The organism is Pseudobutyrivibrio sp. LB2011 (assembly GCF_000701765.1).
GTDB classification, from domain to species: Bacteria; Bacillota; Clostridia; order Lachnospirales; family Lachnospiraceae; genus Pseudobutyrivibrio; species Pseudobutyrivibrio ruminis.
Genome location: NZ_JNJS01000002.1, coordinates 13,586 through 36,535 on the forward strand (window position 1 = coordinate 13,586; position 22,950 = coordinate 36,535).

A 22,950-nucleotide genomic window follows, 5' to 3' on the forward strand; every position below is an offset into this window, starting at 1 on the left:
TTTTATGGAACAGCATATCAGACTTTTAGACTGTACTCTCCGTGACGGTGGCCACATCGTTCAGGGTAAATTCGGCGAGTCAGTTATCAAAAACACAATCAAAGGCTTGGTAGAGGCAGGCGTAGATATCATCGAGGTTGGTTTCCTTTGGGACAGCGTCAATGACAAGGACACAGCACGTTTCTACACAATCGAGGATGTTAAAAGAATTTTGCCAGAGGATAGAGGTCATTCTCATTTCTCACTTATGGCTGATTTTATCGATTTGGAGCACTTGGAGCCATGCGACGGAACTATCGAATACATCCGTCTTTCATTCAAGAGATGGCGTCTCGACTGGGGTCTCAAGACAGCCCGCATCCTTATGGACAAGGGATACAAGGTCTTCATCAACCCAGTAAACAACAACGTTTATTCAGATAAGGAATATATTGAGGTTCTTGAAAAGGTTAACGAGCTTCACCCATATGGTTTCTCAATCGTAGATACCTTCGGTGTAATGCGTGTTAACGACCTTTCACACAGATATTATTTGGTAGAGAACAACCTTCTCCCAGATATTACAATCGGCGTTCATTTGCACGAAAATCTCGGTTTGGCATACAACCTTGCTCAGCACGTAGCTCAGATTGCCAACCCAACACGAAACATCGTTATCGATGGTTCACTTCTTGGAATGGGCCGTGTGCCTGGCAACCTTTGCATCGAGCAGATTGCAGATTACATGAACGAGCAGTACGGCACAAGCTACGCCCTTGAGCCAATCTACGATGCAATCGACGACTACATCGCACCAATCAAGGCTCGCGAGCCATGGGGCTATGCAATCCCATACGCCCTTTCTGCAAAGTACTACTTACACCGTACATACGCAGAGCATTTGATCAACAAAAAGCGTCTCAAGACAAAGGACATCCAGCGTATCCTTTCACAGGTGGATCCTTCCGAGGCAGAGACATTCAACGAGGAATACATCGACAAGCTCTACATGGAGTACATGGATGTTAAATACGATGACAAGGCAGATTTGAAGAACCTTTCAGATATCCTTGCAGGCTACAAAAACATCCTTGTTATGGCTCCAGGCGAGAGCCTCAAGACATCTGCAGATAAGATTGCAGCAGCAAAGACAGCCGACACATGTACTATCGCAGTAAACTTTGTGCCAGAGGCAGGTGCCGATATCATCTTCCTTACAAATACAAAGCGCTACGACAGCATCAAGGATAAAAAGGGAGATAGCAAGCTTGTTATCACTTCAAACCTTATGCGTGATATCGAAAGCTACGATGCAGCAATCGCTTACAACGAGCTTGTATATTTCAACGACGAATACAATGACGATTCCACATTGATGCTTATCAATCTTCTTGTTAAGCTTGGTGTCAAGGAGCTTAGCTTCGCAGGCTTCGATGGCCGCAAGAATGGCAAGCTCAACTTCGTGGACAATTCACTTGATGGCCACCAGGACAACCCTGAGCGCAGTCAGAACACAAAGCGTATCTTAGATAACGTATTTGCGGATGTGAAAAAGACTTTCATTACAGAAAGCGAATATAAGTAAAAACGTACTCCACTGCCAAAACTATAATGGCAGTGGATTTTTTTTACAATCTTTTTTATTCATCAATTGTTCAGAAATTATTCTTGATTTCAACATGCTTATGGAGTAGACTCGAATTAGAATAATTCCATAAAATAGGGAAATGGGGTTAAATTTAAAAGGAAGGTGTCTATTATGAAGAGATTCAAGATTGCAAAGGTTCTCTCTCTTGCACTTGCAGCAGTATTTGCAGTATCAGTATTTACTACAAACGCTTCAGCAGCAAGCCGTGCAGACCAGTACAGAAGAGAGCTTACTACTGAGGAAGTTCAGTGCCTCTATTCAATGTTTGATGCAAAGTTTTATGCAAGCGCAAATGCTGATGTAATGGATTATTATGGATTCGATTACTACACAACAGATTGCGACATGACATTGTTTGCTCACTTCTTAGCATGTGGCCTTTGGGAAGAGCGTCAGCCAAACGCACAGTTCAACGTAGATGTATACGCTACTAGAAACGTTGATCTTCGTGCAGCTTACGGCGATGACATCGTTGCATACTATGTTCACTACGCAACACATCCAGAGGAAGTTACATGGCGTGTAACACCAACACTTGGTGATGCATTCAGAAACGGTATCACAGTATACTCTGTATACGATATGGTACTTGGTTCAACATCAGCTGTTAAGGCTGGAGCACTTCCAGTTCAGACAGTTAATTATGCACCAGTACTTGGTATCGGCGTTAATTAATTAGCAAAATATGTATTGTGGGGCCTAGGGTTTTCCTAGGCCCTTATTTTGTACTTTTTCCGGCGATTAGCCTATGATATAATAAATTGAACTATGTGCAAAAACGCTTATTCTCATAGGCGGCATAATTTAAGGAGATACTAATGGGTTTTTTTGAAGAGAAAAAGGGAGTTTTAAGAGGAATTTTGGGCCTGGCTGCGTTTGTTTGGGCAATCATCACTTTGAACACAGGCCTTTTTATAGATGAAAATGGTGTATTGGCAATTTATAAGGGAATCTTCCAGGGGCAGAGGATGTTTGTGGATGCCTGGGGCCCACTTCAGATGGGAGGCCTTCTCACATATCCACTGTTTGCACTTTACAAGTTTGCGTTAGAGCCACTTATCTATCCATTTGGAATCGGATTGGTGTTCTATCTTCGTATTGTATATACGTTAATCAGACTTGCCATCTGCATCTATCTTTATTCAGTTTTAAAGAGAACAAAGTATGAAAACGGCGCCTTCTATGCTAGCTTATTCGCATTCCTTTTCGTAATGAGCTACAAGGCTATTTCATATAAATCGATTTGTGATTTTGGAGTATTGCTTTTTATTGCATACGGCATTCGCTTCCTTGTTACAAGCAAGCCTGCATACGTGGTGCTTATGGGAATCGCTAGCTGTATTGCAGTTATTGCATATCCATCTATGATTATCCTTCCAGTATGCTTTGGTGTGATTCTTCTCATCCTTAGCTACAGAGGATACGAAATGATTAAGCCATTCTGGATTTACCTTGCCACATGCCTTGTGATAGCAGCACTTGTAATTCTTTATCTGCAGCTCACATCAGGCCTTGGCAATATTATTCCCCAGCTTCAGTACCTGGAGGATTCAGATTACGACCAGAGCCTTCCAGTCCGTATCGGCATGATGCTTGCAGAATACGCAGTGTTTGCAGTAGTGGCATATCTTCCAGTTGTGTTTGTAAAGATTCTTGGAAAGTATCGCTACGTAGATAAGTATGGCCTTGGCGTCACATTGTCTCTTTACTGGGCAGTGTTCATGCTTGCAATTTGCGCGCTTCGCTCAGATAGCGTTAGCGACTCACGCTTTGCGTATGGATGCTTGCTTCCATTCTTCTGGCTACCAGTTCTTATCCAGCCAGAGAAAAAGGCCGACTACACAGTCATCGGCCAGTACAGCAACAACAGCCTCAGTGGCACTATTTTGCTTCAGTTCATTTTTGCAACATCGGCAGTGTCGCAGTTCGCTTGGCTTCTTTCTACAAACCAGGATATTTCCGTGCCAGCCCACATGGCATACTATGTGGTTCTTGCAGTGATTCTCATTGCTTGCCAGGATGATAATGGCATGGGCTTCCTAGTGACAGCTCTCACAATTGCAGCTCTTTTCTTCGGATGCTTCTGGGTGGCAGAGGGCAACGGCGGCTTCGCTAGCATCGTTTCAGAAAGATGGCTTGTAGAAGATGGAGCTTTCAAAGGTATCGCCCTTACACCAGATGATTACAATGCAAATCTTTCCGTTATGGAGCTACTTGATACATATGTTACCGAGGATGATTATTTGCTTGTAGCCTTCGGAAGCAACAGCACAGGCTATCTTAATAGCGATGCTCATCAGGCAGCAGGTAGCGCCTATATGCGCACCCACATCAATACCCGCATACTTGATTATTGGAATGTTAATCCTGAGAATACTGCAAACTACGTGCTCATCGATGAGAGCTGCTCAAAGTATGAGAAGTTCGTAGAATCAGAGGCAGGACAGTATATTCTCAGCACATATACAGTAGAGGTAGGTAGATCAGGCAATTTCGTATTGCTCACAAAATAATATGATAAAAAAACTAACAGAAAACAAAAGAATATTAACGTGCCTGTATTTCTTAATACTGGCCGGGGTGGCCTTGATAGCCTCCTTACCAGCATTCAGAAACGGCATATATAACGGTCACGATTTGTGGTTCCACATGGGCCGTATCGAAGCCATCGCCACAGAGCTTTCAAACGGCCAGTTTCCTGTCCGGTTCGAGACCACAGGCTGGTATGGCAATGGATATATTTCCACCACCATGTATGGCAATATCTTCCTGTATGTTCCAGCACTACTTAATATGGCAGGTTTGGCCACATACAGGTGCTACAACATATATGTGATTTTGACCAACATAATTGGTGTTGCCATAGCGGCATACTCCTTCAAGGGAATCTTTAAGGATAGGAGATGGGCGCTGCTTGCTACATCCACATATATGCTTGCTGGTTATTACATATCCAATGTGTACATGCGAGCAGCAGTCGGCGAATATACAGCCATGATTTTCATCCCGCTGCTTGTGTATGGTATATACCATATCCTGTTTGATGATAATCATGAAGGACTGATTCGCACCACATTGCCACTTGTGATTGGCACCACAGGCATCATCGAATCACACATCCTCACTACAGTCATGGTGGCCCTTGGGGTATTTGTTTTCCTAATCATTTATTTGAAAACAACAATCGGTCACATAAAAGAGTTATTATTTGCTCTGGTCATGATTGTGTGTTTGAACGCATTCTTCCTAGTGCCATTTTTGGATAGCTACACATCCTACGATTTCAATGCGAGCGTAGGTACAGCAGGGGAAAATATCCAAAAGTTTGGCCTGTATCTGGACCAGGTATTTGGTCTGTTCCCGGAGGGAAGCGGAAGCATGTATGAATGGACCAGCGCCGGCGAGGAATACACACGCCTTGGAGTGGTTCACGTAGTGGCATTTGCACTGATGATACTGACGATAATTCTCAAGAAAAAGCTGGCTTTGGTAGGCATCAGCTTCAAAAGAATTCTTAGCATCTTCGTCATCGGTCTCATTGCAGCCTGGCTTTCATCAGCATATTTCCCATGGGGAATCTTTTCGGGAGATAACGCTGTTTCAAATATTATGCGTTCTGTCCAGTATCCTAGTAGATACCTGGTCATCCAGACCATCTGTTGGACGTTGTGCGGCACATACGCGTTACGCGCCATTGTAGAGGCTATAAAGCCCGATAAACAGGTTATCACCTACGGCCTTGCAATCATTTGCATAGGGATGCTTGCATTGGCCCAGACAGGATGGTTCATGTACACACTGTCTTGCAGGAACTACACCATCCAGACCATAGAGGGAAGGGACAACTTTGCAGATGGGCTTTACCTTCAGGTAGGCACAGATACATCGGACCTTGCCACAGAAGCAACGCTTCTGGAGGGCGATGATTGCACAGTTCAGGATTTAGGATATAGCAAAGGCGTGCGACAGATTCTCATAGATAATGAATCCACAGAACCTGCCACAGTGCTTGTTCCTATATTTAATTTTAAATACATTAGAGCTTTTGATTCAGCTGGCACTGAATATCAGCTTGAATCAACAGATGGCAACCAGTACCAGGTACAGGTGCCAGCCGGATTTAACGACGCACTGTCTGTTAAGTCCGTAGCGCCATTTGTATGGCGTTTTTCAGAGGGGGTTACATTAATTACATTACTAGCTATTATTTTTGTACCCGCCCTGAAGAGGGGGAGGAAAGGAGTTTAATATTGAAGAATAATCGTTATGTTACGATTGGGTTAGCTGCTATTACACCGATACTGGGGTGTATTCTGTTTTTGCTGTACAACGGTATCGGATTTACGGAATATTCCATAGCATGTTCCCAGTGGAATGATGAGTTTACTTACTACAAGCAGGTGGAGGCGATCATTGCATATGGCAAGCCACTTGGATTCTACGGCTTCAACGAAAGCCATGCCCTTTTGGGCAATCTTGGTGGATGGAGCTTTGCTATCCACTGGCCATTCGTTTTAATTGGAAAGATATTTGGATGGACATACACCACACCGGTGATTTTCAATATCGTAATTTCGATAATAGGACTTGTTGCTTTTGCCGCCATCATGAAGCTCACACTTAAGCAACAGCTGGTTGTAAGCGGACTTTGGCTTGGATATTCAGTAGGATTGAGATACATCTTTTCAGCATCACCAGAGGTGCTGATTTGCGTTCTCTTCTTGATGCTCCTCACTTTTATGTATAGATATTACAAAACAGGAGCCACACACTGGATTGTGTTGGCAGATGTATTCCTGTTTTACTTATCGCTGATGCGCGGCTATTACGCAGCCTTTGTCCTTGTCTTCATCTACATGGTATGGGAAAAGCATGGCTTCGGAAAGAAAGTGATTTATCAGGTGCTTGTAGGTGCTGCATCAGCCCTTGGCTACGCACTTATCATCCATTATTGCCTGGCAGAGTACTTCTCACCAGATGTCACAATCGATTGGGTAAACCCACTCATCCTTTTGAAAAAGGAAGCAGTAGGCGCCCTGGAATCACTTAATTATATGTGGCAGGCTCTGCAGCTTCAGTCAGTGCGCGGTAGTTGGTATATCATATATCTCTTTGTAGGCATCTTTGTGTTCTACAAGATATTCAAGGACAAAAGAAAAGGCTACATCACAGCAGCCTTAGTATGGTTCATACTTCCATGTGCACTTTGGGCTATTTACAATTCTAAGGAAGGCTGCCGTCATTTGATGGCCTGCGGCTTTATCGGCATCATCTTTATGTCGGTACTGGCTAGACACCGCTGGATAAACATCGTTTCCCTTGTGATTGTATTCTTTACCACATGGCTTTCAGCAGACAGTTTCTACACCGATTTGGTAAAGCCTGATCAGGCCCAGATAGAAACGGTAGCAGAGGCCCAGGCAGAGCTTACAGAGCTCATATCACTGGATAGCGGCGATGAATGGGACAACACCATCATCTGGAGTTTATCTACCTACTTCAACGATTTGTATGCTGTTCCTGCGGGAATGGGAATCAATTGTTGCGAGGATGAGTTCCTCATTGAAAATATTGGAAACTTGAATTCGAAGTACATCGCTACAATGAACGGCGACACTATAGATGCTTTGGTAGAAGCCTACGGCGGAGAATTAATCTACAGCTACGGTCAGACAAATATTTATAAATTAAGATAAAAAGATTGCAGAGGTTTAGGCCTCTGCAATCTTTTTATTAACTAATTCTTTATTAAGAATAATCATATATGAAATGTAAACTATCAGGTTTATCACAGCCATTGTCCACTCGTTTACTGTGTTGTTGAACAGATATCCACCATAAGTGGTAAGTGATATACATGTGAGCGCTACAGCAAGCGGAATTGTTTTAGCTACCATAAACGCAATCATGATTGCAAGAATTTCGTAGCAATATCCGTATCTTTCATGCATAGCAGGAAGGAAGAACACTGTAGTATATGTCATGATGAATGCCATGAGGATGATGTTGCGGTTTGTAAGCTCTATAGCATTTCTAATCCACATATAAACCAGGCATCCTAGCACAATAACTACAAAGGCCATAGCGGCATGCTTAAGTGTGCCATAAGCATCTGCGCCTGTGTAATCAGTTCCATCTGCAAGAACTCTCCAGAAAGTAGGATATCCGTTTGCAAGTGACTGGTGAAGGCTTGTGTTGTCAGTGTAGATGTGAATCATCTCGCTAACAGTTCTGCCCTGCACCAAAGCTGGAAGGCTAAGCACAATCATCATCACTGGGATGAGGAAGAAATAAATAATGCTGAATCTTCTCTTGTAAAAATAGTAGAAAAGGAAGAATGGCATTATAAAAATCGCCTGGAACTTAAACGCAAATGCGATACCGTAAAAAATAAATGTTGGTAAATACTTTTCCTTGCGAAGCATGATGATTGCAAGGATAATCCAGAATACATAAATGGAATCACACTGTGCCCAAGCTGCCGAATCCATAAATACAACTGGTGAACAGCTAACAGCGATAAATGCAAGTAAGGCAAGCTCCTTTTTTTTATTAACTGCCATATCGTAAACCAAGAAAGCTACCGCCCCTGCCATCAAATAATCGAAAATACAGCTGAGAATCTTGTAGCCGTATAAAGGATTCACAGGGATGTAGGTCATTATCGCAATCAAAAACTGATATGGGAAATTGTAATTAAGCCCCTCTACAGGAACGGCCAATCCTCGGATGCCACCGTTTTCCTTTATAGCATAGTACCAAGGAAGTAGGCATGAATCTGCATCGCTAGTGTACACATCCTTTAGTGCGTATCTGATGAAGAAGCTGATTAAAACAGCTGCCCCAAAGGCGATGTATACCACGTTTTCAGCCATCCATTTCAAAATACGTTCTTCTAATTTGAATATCATGAATAATCTCCTAATTTTGATATAAAAATAGCTTTATGTTATAATTTTTAATACTTATGTGATTATATAATAAAATCGCAATAGATGAAAGAAAATATATGTGGAGGCCCCAATGGCTGATAAAATTCTCAAGAATAAAACAAAGATTATATTCGCACTTTTATATTTGATTTTATTTCTACCAAATATCTATTCTATATACTATTCGGTTCCTGCCAGCGACGATTTTGCTATGGCTCTTGGCAGGGATGCTTATGGCAACTCATTTTTTGAATTCTTTGCAGCAGTGCCTTTCTTCTTTTTACAAAGAGGTGGCACCATGGTTGCTTTCGTTTTTGAACTTTTGTTAAACCCGCTTAATCTTCATATTCATTTAGGACATGCTTATGGCCTGTACATGATCATTACATTCTTGCTTTGCATGGCAGCCATTTTATATGGAGTAAAGACAATTGTAAAATACATGATTCGTAACCACACAGAATCAGACCTAGTAGCTTCTGTCATCACATTCCTTACAGCAGTGATGCTCATCGAAAACTACTATTATGTAGAGGCATACAACTGGTATGTAGGCATGATTGCATATCCTATGAATATGGCCTTTATGTTTTTAGCAGCAGCTTATATCATTCGCTTTGGACAGACAGGAAATAAAAAGTTTTATATCGGGGCTATCATCACTGGCACACTTGCTGCCAACACCACAGCCCTTGATATACCACTTGGCATTTTCTTCCTATATATCGTTCTTATTAATAAGGAATTTGATAAGCACATTTCAAACTTGTTTAAGAAATACTTACCATTACTTTGCTATATCATTGCAGGACTCATTGCAGTGGCAGCTCCTGGCAATTTCGCTCGCCAGAGCCAGTACACAGAGGAAGTGTCAGTTAGCAATTCAGTAATCCAGACTATTGCCGATGTAAAGTTCTTTGGCATGGCCGTTTTAAAAGAACGTTCAGTTACACTGATTATCATTGCAGTGCTTATCATCATTGGCTTTGCACTTAGCACAGGAAAGAAGAGCAAGCCAGGCAACATCATCCTTTACGGAATTGCTTCAGCTTGTATCTGGATGGGATGCCTTCTTCCATATGTATATGGCCGTGGCATGACTCGCACCTACCTTGATGTGCGTATGCAGTATGTATTCGATTTCCTTTTTGAAATCACCATCTGCCTTGGAGCTCTGATGATTGGTCAGTGGATTGGATATATCGTAAATGCGAATCTAGAAAAGTTTGGATACATTGTAGCAGCTGCTGTAGCAGTGCTTGGAGCATTAGCCCTTGTTGTAACAGGCCGCTACGCTACCACGGTTGCCTATGAGGTGTATGCAAAGCGTGCAGAAATAGCAGCCAGCTACGATTTATGGAATGGAATCCTTCTTGAAATAGAGCAGAGCACTGATGAGGATGTGGTTGTAGACAGAGATTACAACGTCTCATGGAACAAATACTTCCTTTACTCAGGAATGGAACCAGGAGAGGTTTACGCAGTGGATTTGGATGCTTTCTATGATTCACAGCAAATCCTTCCAAATGTTTATTATGCAAAGAAATCCATTACAATAAATTACCCAAGATAAGAGGAAAAATCATTGAAAAAATTACTTTCAATTGTAGTGCCTTGCTTCAATGAAGAGGAAGCAGCACCGATTTTTTACAACGCAATAAAGAAAATGGAAGATAAGCTTGCTACCGTGGATATCGAGTTTGTTTTCGTAGATGACGGTTCTAGGGACAACACACTGCAGGTTTTCAAGCAATTAAGACAGCAGGATGAGCGTGTTCACTATGTATCCTTCTCACGCAACTTTGGCAAGGAAGCTGGCATCTATGCAGGTCTTGAAAAATCTCATGGTGACTATGTGGTAATCATGGATGTAGATTTACAAGATCCACCATCAATGCTTCCAGAGATGCTTTCATGCATTGAAAGTGGCGAATACGAATGTGTAGCTACTCGCCGTGTTGATAGAAAAGGTGAGCCACCAATCCGCTCATGGTTTGCTCGTAAGTTCTACAAAATCATGAACAAAATCAGCAGTGCTGATATTGTGGACGGAGCTCGCGACTATCAGATGATGACTCGTAAGGTTGTAACTGCAATCCTTTCTATGGGAGAGTACAACCGCTTTAGCAAAGGTATCTTTGGCTGGGTAGGCTTTAAGCGTAAATGGCTTGAATTTGAAAACGTGGAGCGCGTGGCAGGAGAGACTAAATGGTCCTTCTGGAAGCTGTTTATATATGCTATGGATGGTATCGTGGCATTCAGCACAGCGCCACTCACATTGGCATCACTGTTTGGCAGCATCATGTGCCTAGTAGCATTTTTATTTATTATAGTAATCATTATCAGAACACTTATATTTGGAGACCCAACAAACGGCTGGCCATCAATGGTCTGCATCATCCTGTTGGTATCCGGCATCCAGCTTCTCTGCCTTGGCATTCAGGGCCAGTACTTGGCAAAGACATATCTTGAAACAAAGAACAGACCAAAGTATTTGGTACAGGAAGAGGAGTAGGAAATGATACAAGAATTATTACAAAAAAAGAATTGGCTTGTTTCATTAATAATAGTGGCAGTGGCCCTTACAGCCCTTTGGATTATTTGCCCTATCTGCTTCCAAAACAATGATGACAAGGTGCTTATGTACCTTACAGCAGGCTACACCACCGGCACACCGGAAGCGGGCACTGTGTTCGGAAGCTTCTATTATTATGGAATAATCGCTTTATTTTATAGAATATATTCAGGTATTGCCTGGTACACCATATTCGAGCTCGGCATGGTGGCAGCCAGCCTTTGGATTATAGCTACCAGCTTTAAAAGCATCATTGGAAAAGTTGCATTCATTATTATGTTCCTTTTCTGTTTTATGCATTTTTCTACAGCTTTGCAGTACACAGCTACAGCAGGTCTTGTTGCAGGTGCAGCAGCTTGCAGTCTTATCGCCAGCATGGAATCTGAAAAGCTTTTAGAAAGCAGATTCCTGATTGCGGTAATTATGCAGGTATGTGCCTATGGTATCCGCAAGCAGTTCGGTTTAGTAGGATTTGCAGCAGTGCTTATTATTTTGTTCTTCCAGTTTTTCACAGAAAATGGAGACAGCAGAAGGCTTGTCATCAAAAAGACAGTCGTAATGATTATTGCAATGGTCCTAGCCTTTGGAAGCAACGCCATCTACGAAAAAGTTACAGGTATTGCAGAGTTTAATGAGTATTACGCACAGGCAGGCACATGGATTGATTATCCTCACTTGCCATATGAAGAAGATGTAAACGGAGTATATGCTTCAGTTGGTTGGGATGAATCCCTTTACAATGCAGCCAGCAATTGGTTCTTTATGGATGAGAACCTCACCACAGAAAACTTTGCTACTATCGTAAATGCGTACCAGGGAGCAGACCTTACAAAAAGAGAGTACGTAGAGCGTGCATATAATCTTATCCTGGCAAGCCAGGTGGTAAACATCCAGGTTGTAATCTGGATTGCCCTGTTACTACTCATCAATATCTTGGCAATCAGAAAGCTTATAAATAAAAAAGCAATCCTTACAATAGATGCCCTCTTTGGAATGTTTGCAGTGGTATCAATCTATTTCTTGATACAGGCACGCTTCCCAATGCGAGCATATCAGGCACTTGTATTTATTTTCTTTGTGCCATCAGTTGCAATGATGATTAGTGAGCTTACAAAGCTTGAAAGCAAAAAGCCTCTTATCGCGGCAGCAGGTCTTATGGCAGTTATCATGGTAGCAGGCTTCACATTAAAGCCTGACACAAACATGGTTAAATATACATACACAGTTGCTCATGATATTTATCGTGAGGCGGACATCAATCAGTCCAACAGCTTGGAAAACTACGCAATAGAGCACCCTGACAACATGTACATCTACGATTTGTCATTGGCGCTTCCGGCGGACCCATTCACTGTGTATAAAAATGGCGTTCCAAAAAATCTAGTATTTTGGGGCGGATGGGTGTACAATACACCAATGTATTGGAAACAAATTCATGCCAATGGTTTTGATACACTTTTCATCGACCAGTTTGTTGGTGGAAACGTGTATTTCTGCGGCACAGAGGTTTCACATACACTTATAGATTATGTCACAGTCCGGAACCCAAATGTCACTGTCACAAGGACAGATGAGTTCGACGGAATAATAATTTACAATTTTATTCATTAATTAAAGGAGCAGACTATGATTCCATTTAACGTACCACCATGTGTGGGAACAGAGATTAACTATATTACAGACGCTATTTCAAAGCACAAGATTTGTGGAGATGGCGAATACACTAAAAAGTGCAATGCTTGGTTTGAGGAAAAGACAGGAGCAAAGAAGGTCCTTCTTACAACTTCTTGCACACATGCTACAGAAATGGCAGCACTTTTGTGCGATATTAAGCCAGGCGATGAAGTAATCATGCCTTCATTCACATTCGTTTCTACAGCAGATGCATTTGTTCTTCGTGGTGCCACAGCTGTATTCGTTGATATTCGCCCAGATACAATGAATATCGACGAGACAAAGATTGAAGCAGCCATCACAGACAAGACAGTTGCAATTGTACCTGTTCACTATGCAGGTGTAGCTTGTGAGATGGACACTATCATGGATATTGCAAAGCGTCACAACCTCAAGGTTGTTGAGGATGCTGCGCAGGGTGTTATGAGTACATACCATGGCAAGGCACTTGGTACAATCGGTGACTTTGGTGCATACTCATTCCACGAGACAAAGAACTATTCAATGGGAGAGGGCGGAGCCCTTCTTATTAATGATGATGCTAACACAGAAATGGCTGAAATCATCCGCGAAAAGGGTACAAACCGTGCTAAATTTTTCCGTGGTCAGATTGATAAATACACATGGGTAGAGGCTGGTTCTTCATACCTTCCATCAGAGCTTAATGCTGCATATCTTTACGGACAGCTTGAAAAGGCCCAGGAAATCTTTGATGATAGAATGAATTCTTGGAACAAGTACTACGATGCTTTCAAGGAGCTTGCAGATGCAGGCAAGGTAGAGCTTCCTACAGTCCCAGAGGGATGCGAGCACAATGCCCACATGTTCTACATTAAGTGTAAGGATTTGGAGGAGCGTACAGCTCTTATTAGCTACGCTAAGGAAAACGACATCCTTATGGTATTCCACTACATTCCGCTTCACTCAGCACCAGCTGGAAAGAAGTACGGCCGCTTTGCAGGCGAGGATGTTTACACAACAAAGGAGAGCGAGCGTTTGGTACGTCTTCCTCTCTACTATGGTCTTACAGATGAGGATCACGCAAAGGTTGTTAAGGTAGTAAAGGATTTCTATAATGGACGCTAGTATTAGATTAGAGGGTGAAAAGGTTTATCTTACACCTATGCAGCTTGATGATGCTGAGGATTTTGTTAGATGGCGCAATAGCGATTTAATCAAATCCAAATTCATCTATAGAAAAGATATTACAGTTGAACAGCAGCGCCAGTGGATCAGCACAAAGGTGCTCACTGACGAGGTTGTTCAGTTTGTCATCTGGGACAAGCAGGACAATAAAAAGATTGGTTCAGTTTATCTTCAGCATATCGATAAAGAAAACAAGAAATGTGAGTTTGGCATTTTGATAGGTGAGGAAGCATATCTTGGTGGTGGACGTGGTACAGAGGCCAATAACCTTATCTGCGACTACGGTTTTAAGCATATGGATATGCACAAAATCTATCTGCGCGTTCTTGCAGAAAACATTCCTGCAAGACGTTCATACACTAGGGCAGGCTTTACCGAGGAATACAAATCACATGATGACGTGTGGGTGGAAGGCCAGCCAGAAGACGTAGTATTTATGTCTAAATACAGTGACGGGAGTACAAATTAATGAAAATATCCTTTGTGATACCATGCTATCGCTCTGAAAACACACTTCAGGTGGTAGTAGCTGAAATAAAAGAAAAGATGCAGACTATGGCAGGCTACGAGTATGAAATCGTACTTGTAAACGATTGTAGCCCTGATGCAACTTTTTCTGTAATCAGAAAGCTTTGTGAAGAAAACAAAAATATCATTGGTATAAACCATGCTAAAAACTTTGGACAGCATGCCGCTCTTATGGCAGGATTCCATTTTGTATCTGGCGATATTGTGGTTTGTCTTGATGATGATGGTCAGACACCTGCAGACGAAGTAGATAAGCTTATAGATAAAATTGAAGAAGGCTACGATGTAGTTTATGCTCAGTACGACCACAAGCAGCACTCTGGCTTCAGAAACTGGGGCAGCCATCTCAATAAAAAGATGACAGAGGTTATGCTTAATAAGCCAAAGGAGCTTTATGTTTCTAGCTACTTTGCAGCTCGTCGCTTTGTAGTGGATGAAATGCTTAACTACAAGGGGGCATACCCTTATGTAATCGGTCTTGTACTTCGCACCACAAAGAATATTTGCAACGTAAGTGTCAACCATAGAGAGCGTATGGAAGGCACTTCCGGATATACATTCAAGAAGCTTCTTGGCCTATGGATGAATGGCTTCACATCATTCTCTATCATTCCACTTAGAATTGCTTCTTACAGTGGTTCATTTATCGCCTTGGTAGGCTTTATTTATGCCATTTATGTCATTATCAGAAAGCTTGTAGATCCAACCAGAATGCTTGGCTGGAGCTCTACAATAGCAGTAATACTTATACTAGGAGGATTTATCCTTCTTGTGCTTGGTCTTATTGGAGAGTATGTAGGACGTATATTTATCAGCATCAATAATTCTCCACAGTACGTTATCAAGAACATTATTAACTATGATTCTGACATGGAGAATAAGAATGTTTAAGAAAGAGAATCTTTACAGATGGCTACTAGCTCTTGGCTACCTAGCCATCTTTCTTCCGTTTATATATTCCATCTTTTATTCAATGCCAGCAAACGACGATTTTGCCTGGGCTATTGAATGGTGGTCGAAAAATCGTGTAGTAGAAATGTTCCATCGAATCGCATGGAACTATACTAATTCATTTGGAAATTCTGGAATCTTTGCAATCGCAATTCAGGTATTGTTCAATCCTTTATATCTTTTTGACAATGCAGGTCACAGCTTTGGCATATGCATGATTATCGTAAATACCATAATTATGGTAGGTGTGCTTTGGGCTACCAGAACAGTGTTTAAATATCTGTTTAAGATTGAAAATCAGGTGGTGCTTGATGTAATAACATTCCTTGTTGCACTTCTTGTGACAACAAGCTATTACTATAGCGATGTGTATAATTGGTGGTCAGGAACTCCAGGATATTCAGGAATGATGATGATGTGTGTCATCTCTGTTGCAGCAATGCTGCGTTATCAGGATGATATCACTAGCAATAAAAAGTATGTGGCAATGATAATCCTTGGCATGATTACCTGCACTAGCATGATGTACTGTGTAGCCATCGGTTCCATGTATGTGACACTTTCATTCGTCATGGGATTTAAAAATGGTGAGAGCATCAAGCGTAAGACATTGCCATTAGTGTTATATATCATTTCAGGAATACTTATGGCTATTGCTCCTGGTAACTACACCAGAATGTCCAATGAAAATAGCGCAGGCAACAGCTTGTTCAATGCCATAATAGTCACAGCTTATCGTATTTACTTTAGATTAAAGCTTACATTACAGACAAAGCCATGGGCTGTAGCTATATTTGCAATTATATTTGTGCTAGGCCTTTATATTGGAAGTCAGCGTAAGCACAACATTTTTAAAATCATATTTGGATATATTTGCATATTCGTATCTGCATTCAGCGGCTTGCTTTTATATGTATACGGCTCTGCAAAGACAATCGGCGCAGAGTTCACACCACGTGTTTATTACGTGGAGGACTACATGATTTTCATTGGCTCAGCAGTTGCTTTATTTGCAGTGGGCGCTTGGCTCAAGCAGGCTTTAAAGCTTCGGATGAAAGCATCTGTTATGGTGGCAGTAGCTTGTCTTTGTATCCTAGCAGGTGGCGTCCTTTCATTAAAGGGTGGCGCATACCAGCAAATTATTCAGTATGATATTTATCAGAAATCAGCTCTTATAAAAGAAAGCTGGTATTTCTGGGATGATATTTTGAATGAGGTAGTTGCAGCAGAAGATGGAGCTGAAGTAGTTATAGACAGAGACAATGTGGACTGGTGTCAGTATTCCTACTATGTAAGCTTGGATGAGATTCCGCGTGAGACACTTACAGAGGATGCAAAATACGGCAACTGCAACCAGTGCGCATCAAAGTATTATGGGGTGGATTCGATAATAGTTAATCTTTATTAATCACCAAATTGACTAAAAAACAAATGCACAAGAGGCATAAAATTGAAGAATAAAGTTATAAAACTAATTATTAAATGTGGCTTGGTATTAGCTCCTATTTGGGGGCTTTCCATGTTCTTATGTTTTGGGAAAATGTATTACTCTAATGAAGATTTTGCATATACATTTTGGAACAAACAGTTTACGGAAACCAAACAGGATAAATATTATAAGGTTGTTGTTATAGGAGACAGTTCTTGTAATAGTGCGTACATGCCGGAAGTTATTTCTGACTCAATGATAAACCTTTCTATCGGTGGCTCATCAACGGTAGAAGGTTATTATGTACTAAAAGATTATCTTGAACATAATGATGCTCCTACAGATGTGTTTCTAAGCTATCATGATTCGCATTTTAGATATACGGAAGCATATTGGGATAAGATCGTTCCAGCACATAGATTCAGTTTGCTGGACAATATTGAGCTAATATCAAATGCGACAGAGGATGATACCGGCCTTTTCTATCACAATGGTGCATATGCTGATTTAATTGCTACGGAAGTATATTTTCCTAGTAAATATATTGTGGGTCTTACAAATTATTTGACTCAGGATACATTGCCAGAGGATACACAGCAAATCAGAGGATATGAAACTAATATTGCTGCTATGGAAAAGGTTGAGCTACATAGAGGAAGATACACTACTCTTGGAAATCAAGTGTTTGTAACTTCTCAAGCAAGACCATATACACAATTTTCAGCAGGCAGCTTGTATGAGTCTTATTTTGATAAAACGATAGCTCTTTGTCAGAAGAATGGAATAGCAGTACATATTGTAAAACCACCACTTCCAGATAATTCTCAATTGTCAGATGAATACATAGAAGAAGTAAAGCAGTTTTATAATAAATATGTTGAGAAATATGACAATGTAGATTTTGACTGGGGACAACATATTTTTACAATCGAAGATTTTGCAGATGAAATACATCTAAACAATGATGGTGCTTTAAAGTTTAGCGAATACATAAAGGAAAACTATAAAGAAATATTTGATGACGCAGATACATACACACCTCGCCAAATGCTTGCCATAGATGACAGCATTCAGATGGAAAATATGACCGCGGATATCTTCAAGTTCGTTGGTGATAGAGATTATACAATTCTTCTTTATGACAACGAGGGGTGCATAGATAAATTTGAAGAAACATTTATTGATGGTACAGATTTTAAGATTACTCAAGCAAATGACCTAGGTTTAACTGATAATGCGGGAAAAGTATATTATTGCAACACTGCAGGAACAGAAGTAGATGAGATTGAGATTAAGGACGATGATGAGCGTTTAATAATATCAATGCCAGGTCAAAGTGATTCTAGCTGGAGTGTTTCAGATGAGTATGCAATAAGTATTATGGTAATTGATAATGTAAATCAAAAAGTGGTTTGCATTAAGAATGTTACCTACAACGATGAAGCTGGATTTTCTGAGTATGTTTATTAGTTAAGGATGAGTATAAATGCTTTTTAATTCGACACAATTTTTATTATTTTTTCCAATAGCAGTGCTTTTATATTTTGTTTTTCCAAAGAAAGTAAGAAACTATTGGCTTTTGTTATGTAGTTATTTCTATTATATGTGCTGGAACCCAAAGTACATATTGCTTCTGATAGCTTCCACCTTGGTTACCTATCTTAGCGGTATCTTAATGGAGCATGTGAAAAATTCTGGCAAAACAGATGAAATAATCCTACGCCAGAAGAATTGGATAGTGGCAGTTAGTTTTATACTGAATATTGGAATGCTTTTCTATTTTAAGTATATAAACTTTGCTATTGATACATGGGAAAGAATCTTTACAAAGCTCGGTATTACAATGAACGTACCCGCCGTGGATGTAGTTCTTCCGGTTGGTATATCATTCTATATTTTTCAGGCTCTTAGCTACACCATGGATGTATATCGCGATGAGATTTACGCTGAAAAGAATCCATTCAGATATGCGCTTTTTGTATCCTTCTTTCCACAGCTTGTTGCAGGCCCAATTGAGCGTTCGAAGAATTTGTTAAAGCAGCTTGCTACACCAGGCAAGTTTAACTATGACAATGTACGAAGCGGCCTTCTGACAATGCTTTGGGGTTATTTCTTGAAGCTTGTAATTGCTGATAGATGTGCAATTCTAGTAGATACAGTGTATAATAATGTATCTGGCTATTTTGGTTATCAGCTTGTATTAGCTAGCGTTTTATTCGCTTTGCAGATATATTGTGATTTCATGAGCTATTCTACAATAGCAATTGGTGCTGCACGTGTGCTTGGATATAATCTGATGGAAAACTTCCATCTTCCATATTTTGCCACATCTATAAAAGATTTTTGGCGTAGATGGCATATATCGCTTAGCACTTGGCTCAGGGATTACCTTTATATTCCACTTGGTGGAAATCGTAAAGGTCAGCTTAGAAAGTATTTCAACATCATGGTTACTTTTTTTGTAAGTGGATTGTGGCATGGAGCTGCATTTACATACATTTTCTGGGGAGTGCTTCATGGTTTTTATCAGATTATCGAAGATTTGTTAAAACCACACACAGACAAGCTTCTTGAAGTGCTGAGTATTAATCCTAAAAACAAAGTACTTTATGTTTGCAAGATTATAGTGACTTTTATATTTGTAGATATAGCATGGGTATTCTTTAGAGCTAATAGTGTTAGTGATGCTTTAATCGTATTTAAGAACTCTTTCTACCTTGCAAACCTTGTAAATATAAAAGTGGATTTGTGGGCACTAGGGCTAGACATTAGAAATATGGCCATGCTTATGCTTGGTACATTGATATTATTTATATCAAGTGTGATGCGAGCTAGAGGAGACCAGAAAAACAAAACTCTATTAGTAGAGTGGATTTCAAGCAAGAATTTTATTATCAGATATGCTCTATACTGGAGTTGTATGATAATGATTATATTTTCAATGGATATTACTGGAAAGGAATTTATTTACTTCCAGTTTTAATGAACAAACATAGAATGGAGAAATAGATGAATACCTTTATGAAGAGAATAGACAATATCTTATTTTATGCTATATGTTTTTTTGCTGGCATATATTCTTTTATGTTTCAAGCGATAGATATTAGAGTTCTCGCAATAATAAGTGTGACCTTTATCATTTATGCTGCAATTTATGATAAGTATTTATTTGATGACTGGGCACTAAGATTTATAACATTAGCTGGATTTGGAACAGCATTAATAGATGCTCATAGAAATATCGAATTACCAGAAACAGTTTATTATGTATTGTTATGGCCATTCTTTTACATCCTTGGAAAGTATATTATGACAGACAAGGATAAATCTGAAAAACGTGGTTTTATTGCTCTTGTTATTATGACTATCATGATTTATATACAAGGCCTTATTCAGTATGCAAATCATAATAGCGGCTTAGAAGAAACAGATAGCTGGGATGGTTGGCTTGATTTCTTTACAGGTGTACATATGGCAAGAACGGTATACGTTTTCTGCTTCTGTGCAATAGCAGCATGGTTATTCCTTGGAATAATATATCTTAAGAAGAACATGCTTATTGGACTTCTGATTATAGGATTGAATATTATAGCTACGGTGGTTGATTTTGTTTTCGCTAGAGGAAGAATTTGTTTACTTACACAGATAGTTGTGACTTTTATTATGTTGTGCATTTACATAATAAAAGAAAAAAAATATAAGAATAAATCTTATAGAAAAGCCCTTACTATCATTGGTATATTAGCTTTTGTTTGTTTGGTTAGTGGAATGATTCTTGTAAAACTAAATGTGTCAGGAATTGGCGATAGATATGCAAATTCATTTTTAGCAAGAGATGGTGGTATATTTGGTAATGTTAGATATAGATCAATAGTAGAAGGATTAATTCTAAGTGTACAACAGCCGCTAGGTGGATGGAGTACGCCATCATTAGATATAGCGCATAATGTATTTTTACTATTTTCAAGAGACTATGATACTGTTATATTCTTGCTATTAGTAGGATATGAAATAGTTACATTGGTATATTTGATTAGATTACTAATGGTGAAAATGAAAGTTCTGGATTATGTTATTGTTTCATTGTTAGTATCAATTAATATTTACTACACTATTGAGACTTGCCCTTGGAGATATAGAAAATATTGGTTTTTTATACTCTTTGTAGGTGGAATATTAAGAAAACGAGTTGAGAATAATAGAGCAGAAAATGAGTGATAATAATACGTTAATTAGTGTAATCATGGGTGCGTATAATGCTTCAGATACAATAGCAGAAGCAATTGAATCTATCATTTCGCAAACATATGATAATTGGGAATTGATTATCTGTGACGATTGTTCGATAGATAATACCTATCAAATTATCGAAGAGTACACAAAAAAGGATAAGCGAATAATTGCATTGAAAAATGACAAGAATATGCGACTTGCAGCTACGCTTAACAGATGTTTGGAGATTGCCCAGGGATCTTACATTGCACGAATGGATGCTGATGATTTATCACTTCCAGATAGATTTATGCGTCAAATAAGGTTTTTGGAAGACCATCCGCAATATGATTGCGTAGGTTGTGGGCGAATGATTTTTGATAGCGAGGGTAAGCATGGTATTCGCCGTAGCAAGGAGTATCCATCTAAAAGTGATTTGCTTTTTGATACTCCTTTTGCTCATCCAACAATAATGATGAAAAAAGAAGTATATGACAGTTTAAATGGTTATACAGTTTCTAAGGAAACTATGCGTGCGGAAGACTTGGATTTGTGGTTTAGATTCTATGCAAAAGGGTATACAGGGTATAACATTCCGGATGTACTCTATATGTATCGAGAAGGGAAAGAGGATTTGAAGAAACGCAGCATAAAGGCGGGCGTACAGACAGCAAAGGTGTTTTACAATGGCTACAAATTGATTGGTGTACCTATTTATAAGCGTATATTATGTATAAAACCGATTATTTCAGCAGTAGTTCCGAAGTCTATTATGGTTAAATATTATAGTAAATGGAGAGGCCAATGATAAACGACAATAAAGTTTCAATAATTATTCCTGTTTATAACGAACGAAGATATTTAAATAAATGCATTGATTCAATACTAAATCAGACGTACAAAAATATTGAAGTAATAATAGTGGATGATGGATCTGATAAAGATGTAGCAGAAGAATGTGACAGAATTGCTTCAGATGATAATAGAGTTAGAGTGTTGCATAAGACCAATGAGGGGTTATCAGCAGCAAGAATTAGCGGAATAAATATGGCAACTGGCGAATGGATTATGTTTGCCGATGATGATGATTTGATTATCGATGATGCTGTGGAAAAACTTGTCAGTGGATTATCTGATGATGTTGAAATATCAACTGGAATGAGAATTGATTTGGTCGAAGCTGATAATTATTATGCTGAACATATAAATGATAAATCCAATCCAGTATATGAGACAATTACAGGTGTAGAAGCTTGCGAGCTAATACCGAATGACATAGATGGTAAGATAATAACACCTTTATGGGGGAAAATATATAGAAAAGAGTTTCTATCAAAAATAGATTTATGCAAATATAAAGAACAGTGTCCCACTATTTTTTTTGAGGATCTTTTAATGACTCCGATATTGCTTGCTGAAGCAAAAAGAGTTCGAATTCTAAGGAAAGTTATATATGTACATAGAGAGGTGGCAACATCAATATCAAGAGCTAGAAAGATGGGACCTTACTATTATGAGCAGATTGCATCTGGGGACATTTTGCTAGACTATTGTGATTCACACTCTCTGAGCAAGCATTACGATTATAGCTTGGTAATGTACTATAAAATATTATCAAGGACGTATTGCCTTATAAGAGAAGGTAATATAAGCGATGAAAAAAAGGAAAAAATAAAAAAGAAAATAATATCTCAGTATAAAAAGTGGAAGAAAGAGTATTTTAGATGTTCTGATAATATAGCAAGAAAAATGGCAATGGTAGGATTTGGTATTTGTCCAAATCTTTGGGGAAATTTGGTTTATTATACTTATTTCAAACATAGGGGATAGAACCAAAACAAGTATATGCTCATAGGATAAATAAAAAAACAATTAA

The 22,950-nt window shown here is 39.5% G+C and carries 18 protein-coding genes; 17 read left to right on the plus strand and 1 reads right to left on the minus strand.

Translation table 11 applies throughout. The features are described from left to right. The first annotated feature begins 4 nt into the window (after positions 1-4). The 5 genes from T375_RS03615 to T375_RS03635 all read left to right on the plus strand — a co-directional run bounded on the left by T375_RS03615 (position 5) and on the right by T375_RS03635 (position 7,323). Complete coding sequence (locus T375_RS03615; protein WP_044935157.1) at positions 5-1,564, plus strand: aldolase catalytic domain-containing protein; 1,560 nt, start codon at positions 5-7, stop codon at positions 1,562-1,564. 174 nt (positions 1,565-1,738) lie between these two features. Continuing rightward, on the plus strand, positions 1,739-2,302 hold the full coding sequence (locus T375_RS03620) for a hypothetical protein (protein WP_044935160.1): 564 nt from the start codon (positions 1,739-1,741) through the stop codon (positions 2,300-2,302). A gap of 143 nt (positions 2,303-2,445) precedes the next feature. After that, positions 2,446-4,140, plus strand: a complete 1,695-nt coding sequence (locus T375_RS03625; RefSeq protein WP_044935163.1) for a hypothetical protein — start codon at positions 2,446-2,448, stop codon at positions 4,138-4,140. A gap of 73 nt (positions 4,141-4,213) precedes the next feature. After that, a complete protein-coding gene (locus T375_RS03630) occupies positions 4,214-5,875 on the plus strand; it encodes a hypothetical protein (protein WP_155952414.1) in 1,662 nt (553 codons plus the stop codon). 2 nt (positions 5,876-5,877) lie between these two features. Then, positions 5,878-7,323 carry a hypothetical protein gene (locus T375_RS03635; RefSeq protein WP_155952416.1) on the plus strand — a complete coding sequence of 482 codons (1,446 nt, stop codon included), beginning with the start codon at positions 5,878-5,880 and terminating at the stop codon, positions 7,321-7,323. A 15-nt stretch (positions 7,324-7,338) separates the two neighbouring features. Here the strand turns inward: T375_RS03635 and T375_RS03640 are convergent, their stop codons facing one another. Further along, the gene (locus T375_RS03640) at positions 7,339-8,538 is read right to left on the minus strand and encodes a DUF2029 domain-containing protein (RefSeq protein WP_044935173.1); all 1,200 of its coding nucleotides are present in this window, start codon (positions 8,536-8,538) and stop codon (positions 7,339-7,341) included. A gap of 112 nt (positions 8,539-8,650) precedes the next feature. Between T375_RS03640 and T375_RS03645 the strand changes: the two genes are divergently transcribed. The 12 genes from T375_RS03645 (at position 8,651) to T375_RS13105 (ending at position 22,904) form a co-directional block, all read left to right on the plus strand. After that, entirely contained in the window at positions 8,651-10,132 is a 1,482-nt protein-coding gene (locus T375_RS03645) for a hypothetical protein (protein ID WP_044935175.1), read from the plus strand. Positions 10,133-10,144: 12 nt separating this feature from the next. Continuing rightward, positions 10,145-11,074, plus strand: a complete 930-nt coding sequence (locus tag T375_RS03650; protein WP_044935178.1) for a glycosyltransferase family 2 protein — start codon at positions 10,145-10,147, stop codon at positions 11,072-11,074. A gap of 3 nt (positions 11,075-11,077) precedes the next feature. After that, positions 11,078-12,745, plus strand: a complete 1,668-nt coding sequence (locus tag T375_RS03655; RefSeq protein ID WP_044935181.1) for a hypothetical protein — start codon at positions 11,078-11,080, stop codon at positions 12,743-12,745. Positions 12,746-12,760: 15 nt separating this feature from the next. Beyond that, complete coding sequence (rffA, locus tag T375_RS03660) at positions 12,761-13,894, plus strand: dTDP-4-amino-4,6-dideoxygalactose transaminase (RefSeq protein ID WP_044935183.1); 1,134 nt, start codon at positions 12,761-12,763, stop codon at positions 13,892-13,894. Further along, positions 13,884-14,423 carry a GNAT family N-acetyltransferase gene (locus T375_RS03665; RefSeq protein WP_049960275.1) on the plus strand — a complete coding sequence of 180 codons (540 nt, stop codon included), beginning with the start codon at positions 13,884-13,886 and terminating at the stop codon, positions 14,421-14,423. Before rffA ends, T375_RS03665 begins: the two co-directional genes overlap by 11 nt. Next, entirely contained in the window at positions 14,423-15,373 is a 951-nt protein-coding gene (locus T375_RS03670; protein WP_044935186.1) for a glycosyltransferase family 2 protein, read from the plus strand. Before T375_RS03665 ends, T375_RS03670 begins: the two co-directional genes overlap by 1 nt. Then, complete coding sequence (locus tag T375_RS03675) at positions 15,366-16,841, plus strand: DUF6056 family protein (protein WP_044935188.1); 1,476 nt, start codon at positions 15,366-15,368, stop codon at positions 16,839-16,841. The genes T375_RS03670 and T375_RS03675 overlap by 8 nt, the downstream gene beginning before the upstream one ends. A 42-nt stretch (positions 16,842-16,883) precedes the next feature. Then, complete coding sequence (locus T375_RS03680) at positions 16,884-18,332, plus strand: hypothetical protein (protein WP_155952419.1); 1,449 nt, start codon at positions 16,884-16,886, stop codon at positions 18,330-18,332. Between the two features lie 205 nt (positions 18,333-18,537). After that, complete coding sequence (locus T375_RS03685; protein WP_242839259.1) at positions 18,538-19,845, plus strand: MBOAT family O-acyltransferase; 1,308 nt, start codon at positions 18,538-18,540, stop codon at positions 19,843-19,845. A 26-nt stretch (positions 19,846-19,871) separates the two neighbouring features. After that, on the plus strand, positions 19,872-21,080 hold the full coding sequence (locus T375_RS03690; RefSeq protein WP_044935197.1) for a hypothetical protein: 1,209 nt from the start codon (positions 19,872-19,874) through the stop codon (positions 21,078-21,080). Beyond that, a complete protein-coding gene (locus T375_RS03695; protein ID WP_044935200.1) occupies positions 21,073-21,882 on the plus strand; it encodes a glycosyltransferase family 2 protein in 810 nt (269 codons plus the stop codon). The genes T375_RS03690 and T375_RS03695 overlap by 8 nt, the downstream gene beginning before the upstream one ends. Further along, a complete protein-coding gene (locus T375_RS13105) occupies positions 21,879-22,904 on the plus strand; it encodes a glycosyltransferase family 2 protein (protein WP_049960276.1) in 1,026 nt (341 codons plus the stop codon). The genes T375_RS03695 and T375_RS13105 overlap by 4 nt, the downstream gene beginning before the upstream one ends. Positions 22,905-22,950: the final 46 nt, after the last annotated feature.

Excerpts from the sequence above, each read along its gene's own strand:
- T375_RS03615 (WP_044935157.1), top strand. The coding sequence starts at position 5 with ATGGAACAGCATATCAGACTTTTAGACTGTACTCTCCGTGACGGTGGC.
- T375_RS03620 (WP_044935160.1), top strand. The coding sequence starts at position 1,739 with ATGAAGAGATTCAAGATTGCAAAGGTTCTCTCTCTTGCACTTGCAGCA.
- T375_RS03625 (WP_044935163.1), top strand. The coding sequence starts at position 2,446 with ATGGGTTTTTTTGAAGAGAAAAAGGGAGTTTTAAGAGGAATTTTGGGC.
- T375_RS03640 (WP_044935173.1), bottom strand. The coding sequence starts at position 8,538 with ATGATATTCAAATTAGAAGAACGTATTTTGAAATGGATGGCTGAAAAC.
- T375_RS03645 (WP_044935175.1), top strand. The coding sequence starts at position 8,651 with ATGGCTGATAAAATTCTCAAGAATAAAACAAAGATTATATTCGCACTT.
- T375_RS03655 (WP_044935181.1), top strand. The coding sequence starts at position 11,078 with ATGATACAAGAATTATTACAAAAAAAGAATTGGCTTGTTTCATTAATA.
- rffA (WP_044935183.1), top strand. The coding sequence starts at position 12,761 with ATGATTCCATTTAACGTACCACCATGTGTGGGAACAGAGATTAACTAT.
- T375_RS03665 (WP_049960275.1), top strand. The coding sequence starts at position 13,884 with ATGGACGCTAGTATTAGATTAGAGGGTGAAAAGGTTTATCTTACACCT.
- T375_RS03670 (WP_044935186.1), top strand. The coding sequence starts at position 14,423 with ATGAAAATATCCTTTGTGATACCATGCTATCGCTCTGAAAACACACTT.
- T375_RS03675 (WP_044935188.1), top strand. The coding sequence starts at position 15,366 with ATGTTTAAGAAAGAGAATCTTTACAGATGGCTACTAGCTCTTGGCTAC.
- T375_RS03685 (WP_242839259.1), top strand. The coding sequence starts at position 18,538 with ATGGAGCATGTGAAAAATTCTGGCAAAACAGATGAAATAATCCTACGC.
- T375_RS03690 (WP_044935197.1), top strand. The coding sequence starts at position 19,872 with ATGAATACCTTTATGAAGAGAATAGACAATATCTTATTTTATGCTATA.
- T375_RS03695 (WP_044935200.1), top strand. The coding sequence starts at position 21,073 with ATGAGTGATAATAATACGTTAATTAGTGTAATCATGGGTGCGTATAAT.
- T375_RS13105 (WP_049960276.1), top strand. The coding sequence starts at position 21,879 with ATGATAAACGACAATAAAGTTTCAATAATTATTCCTGTTTATAACGAA.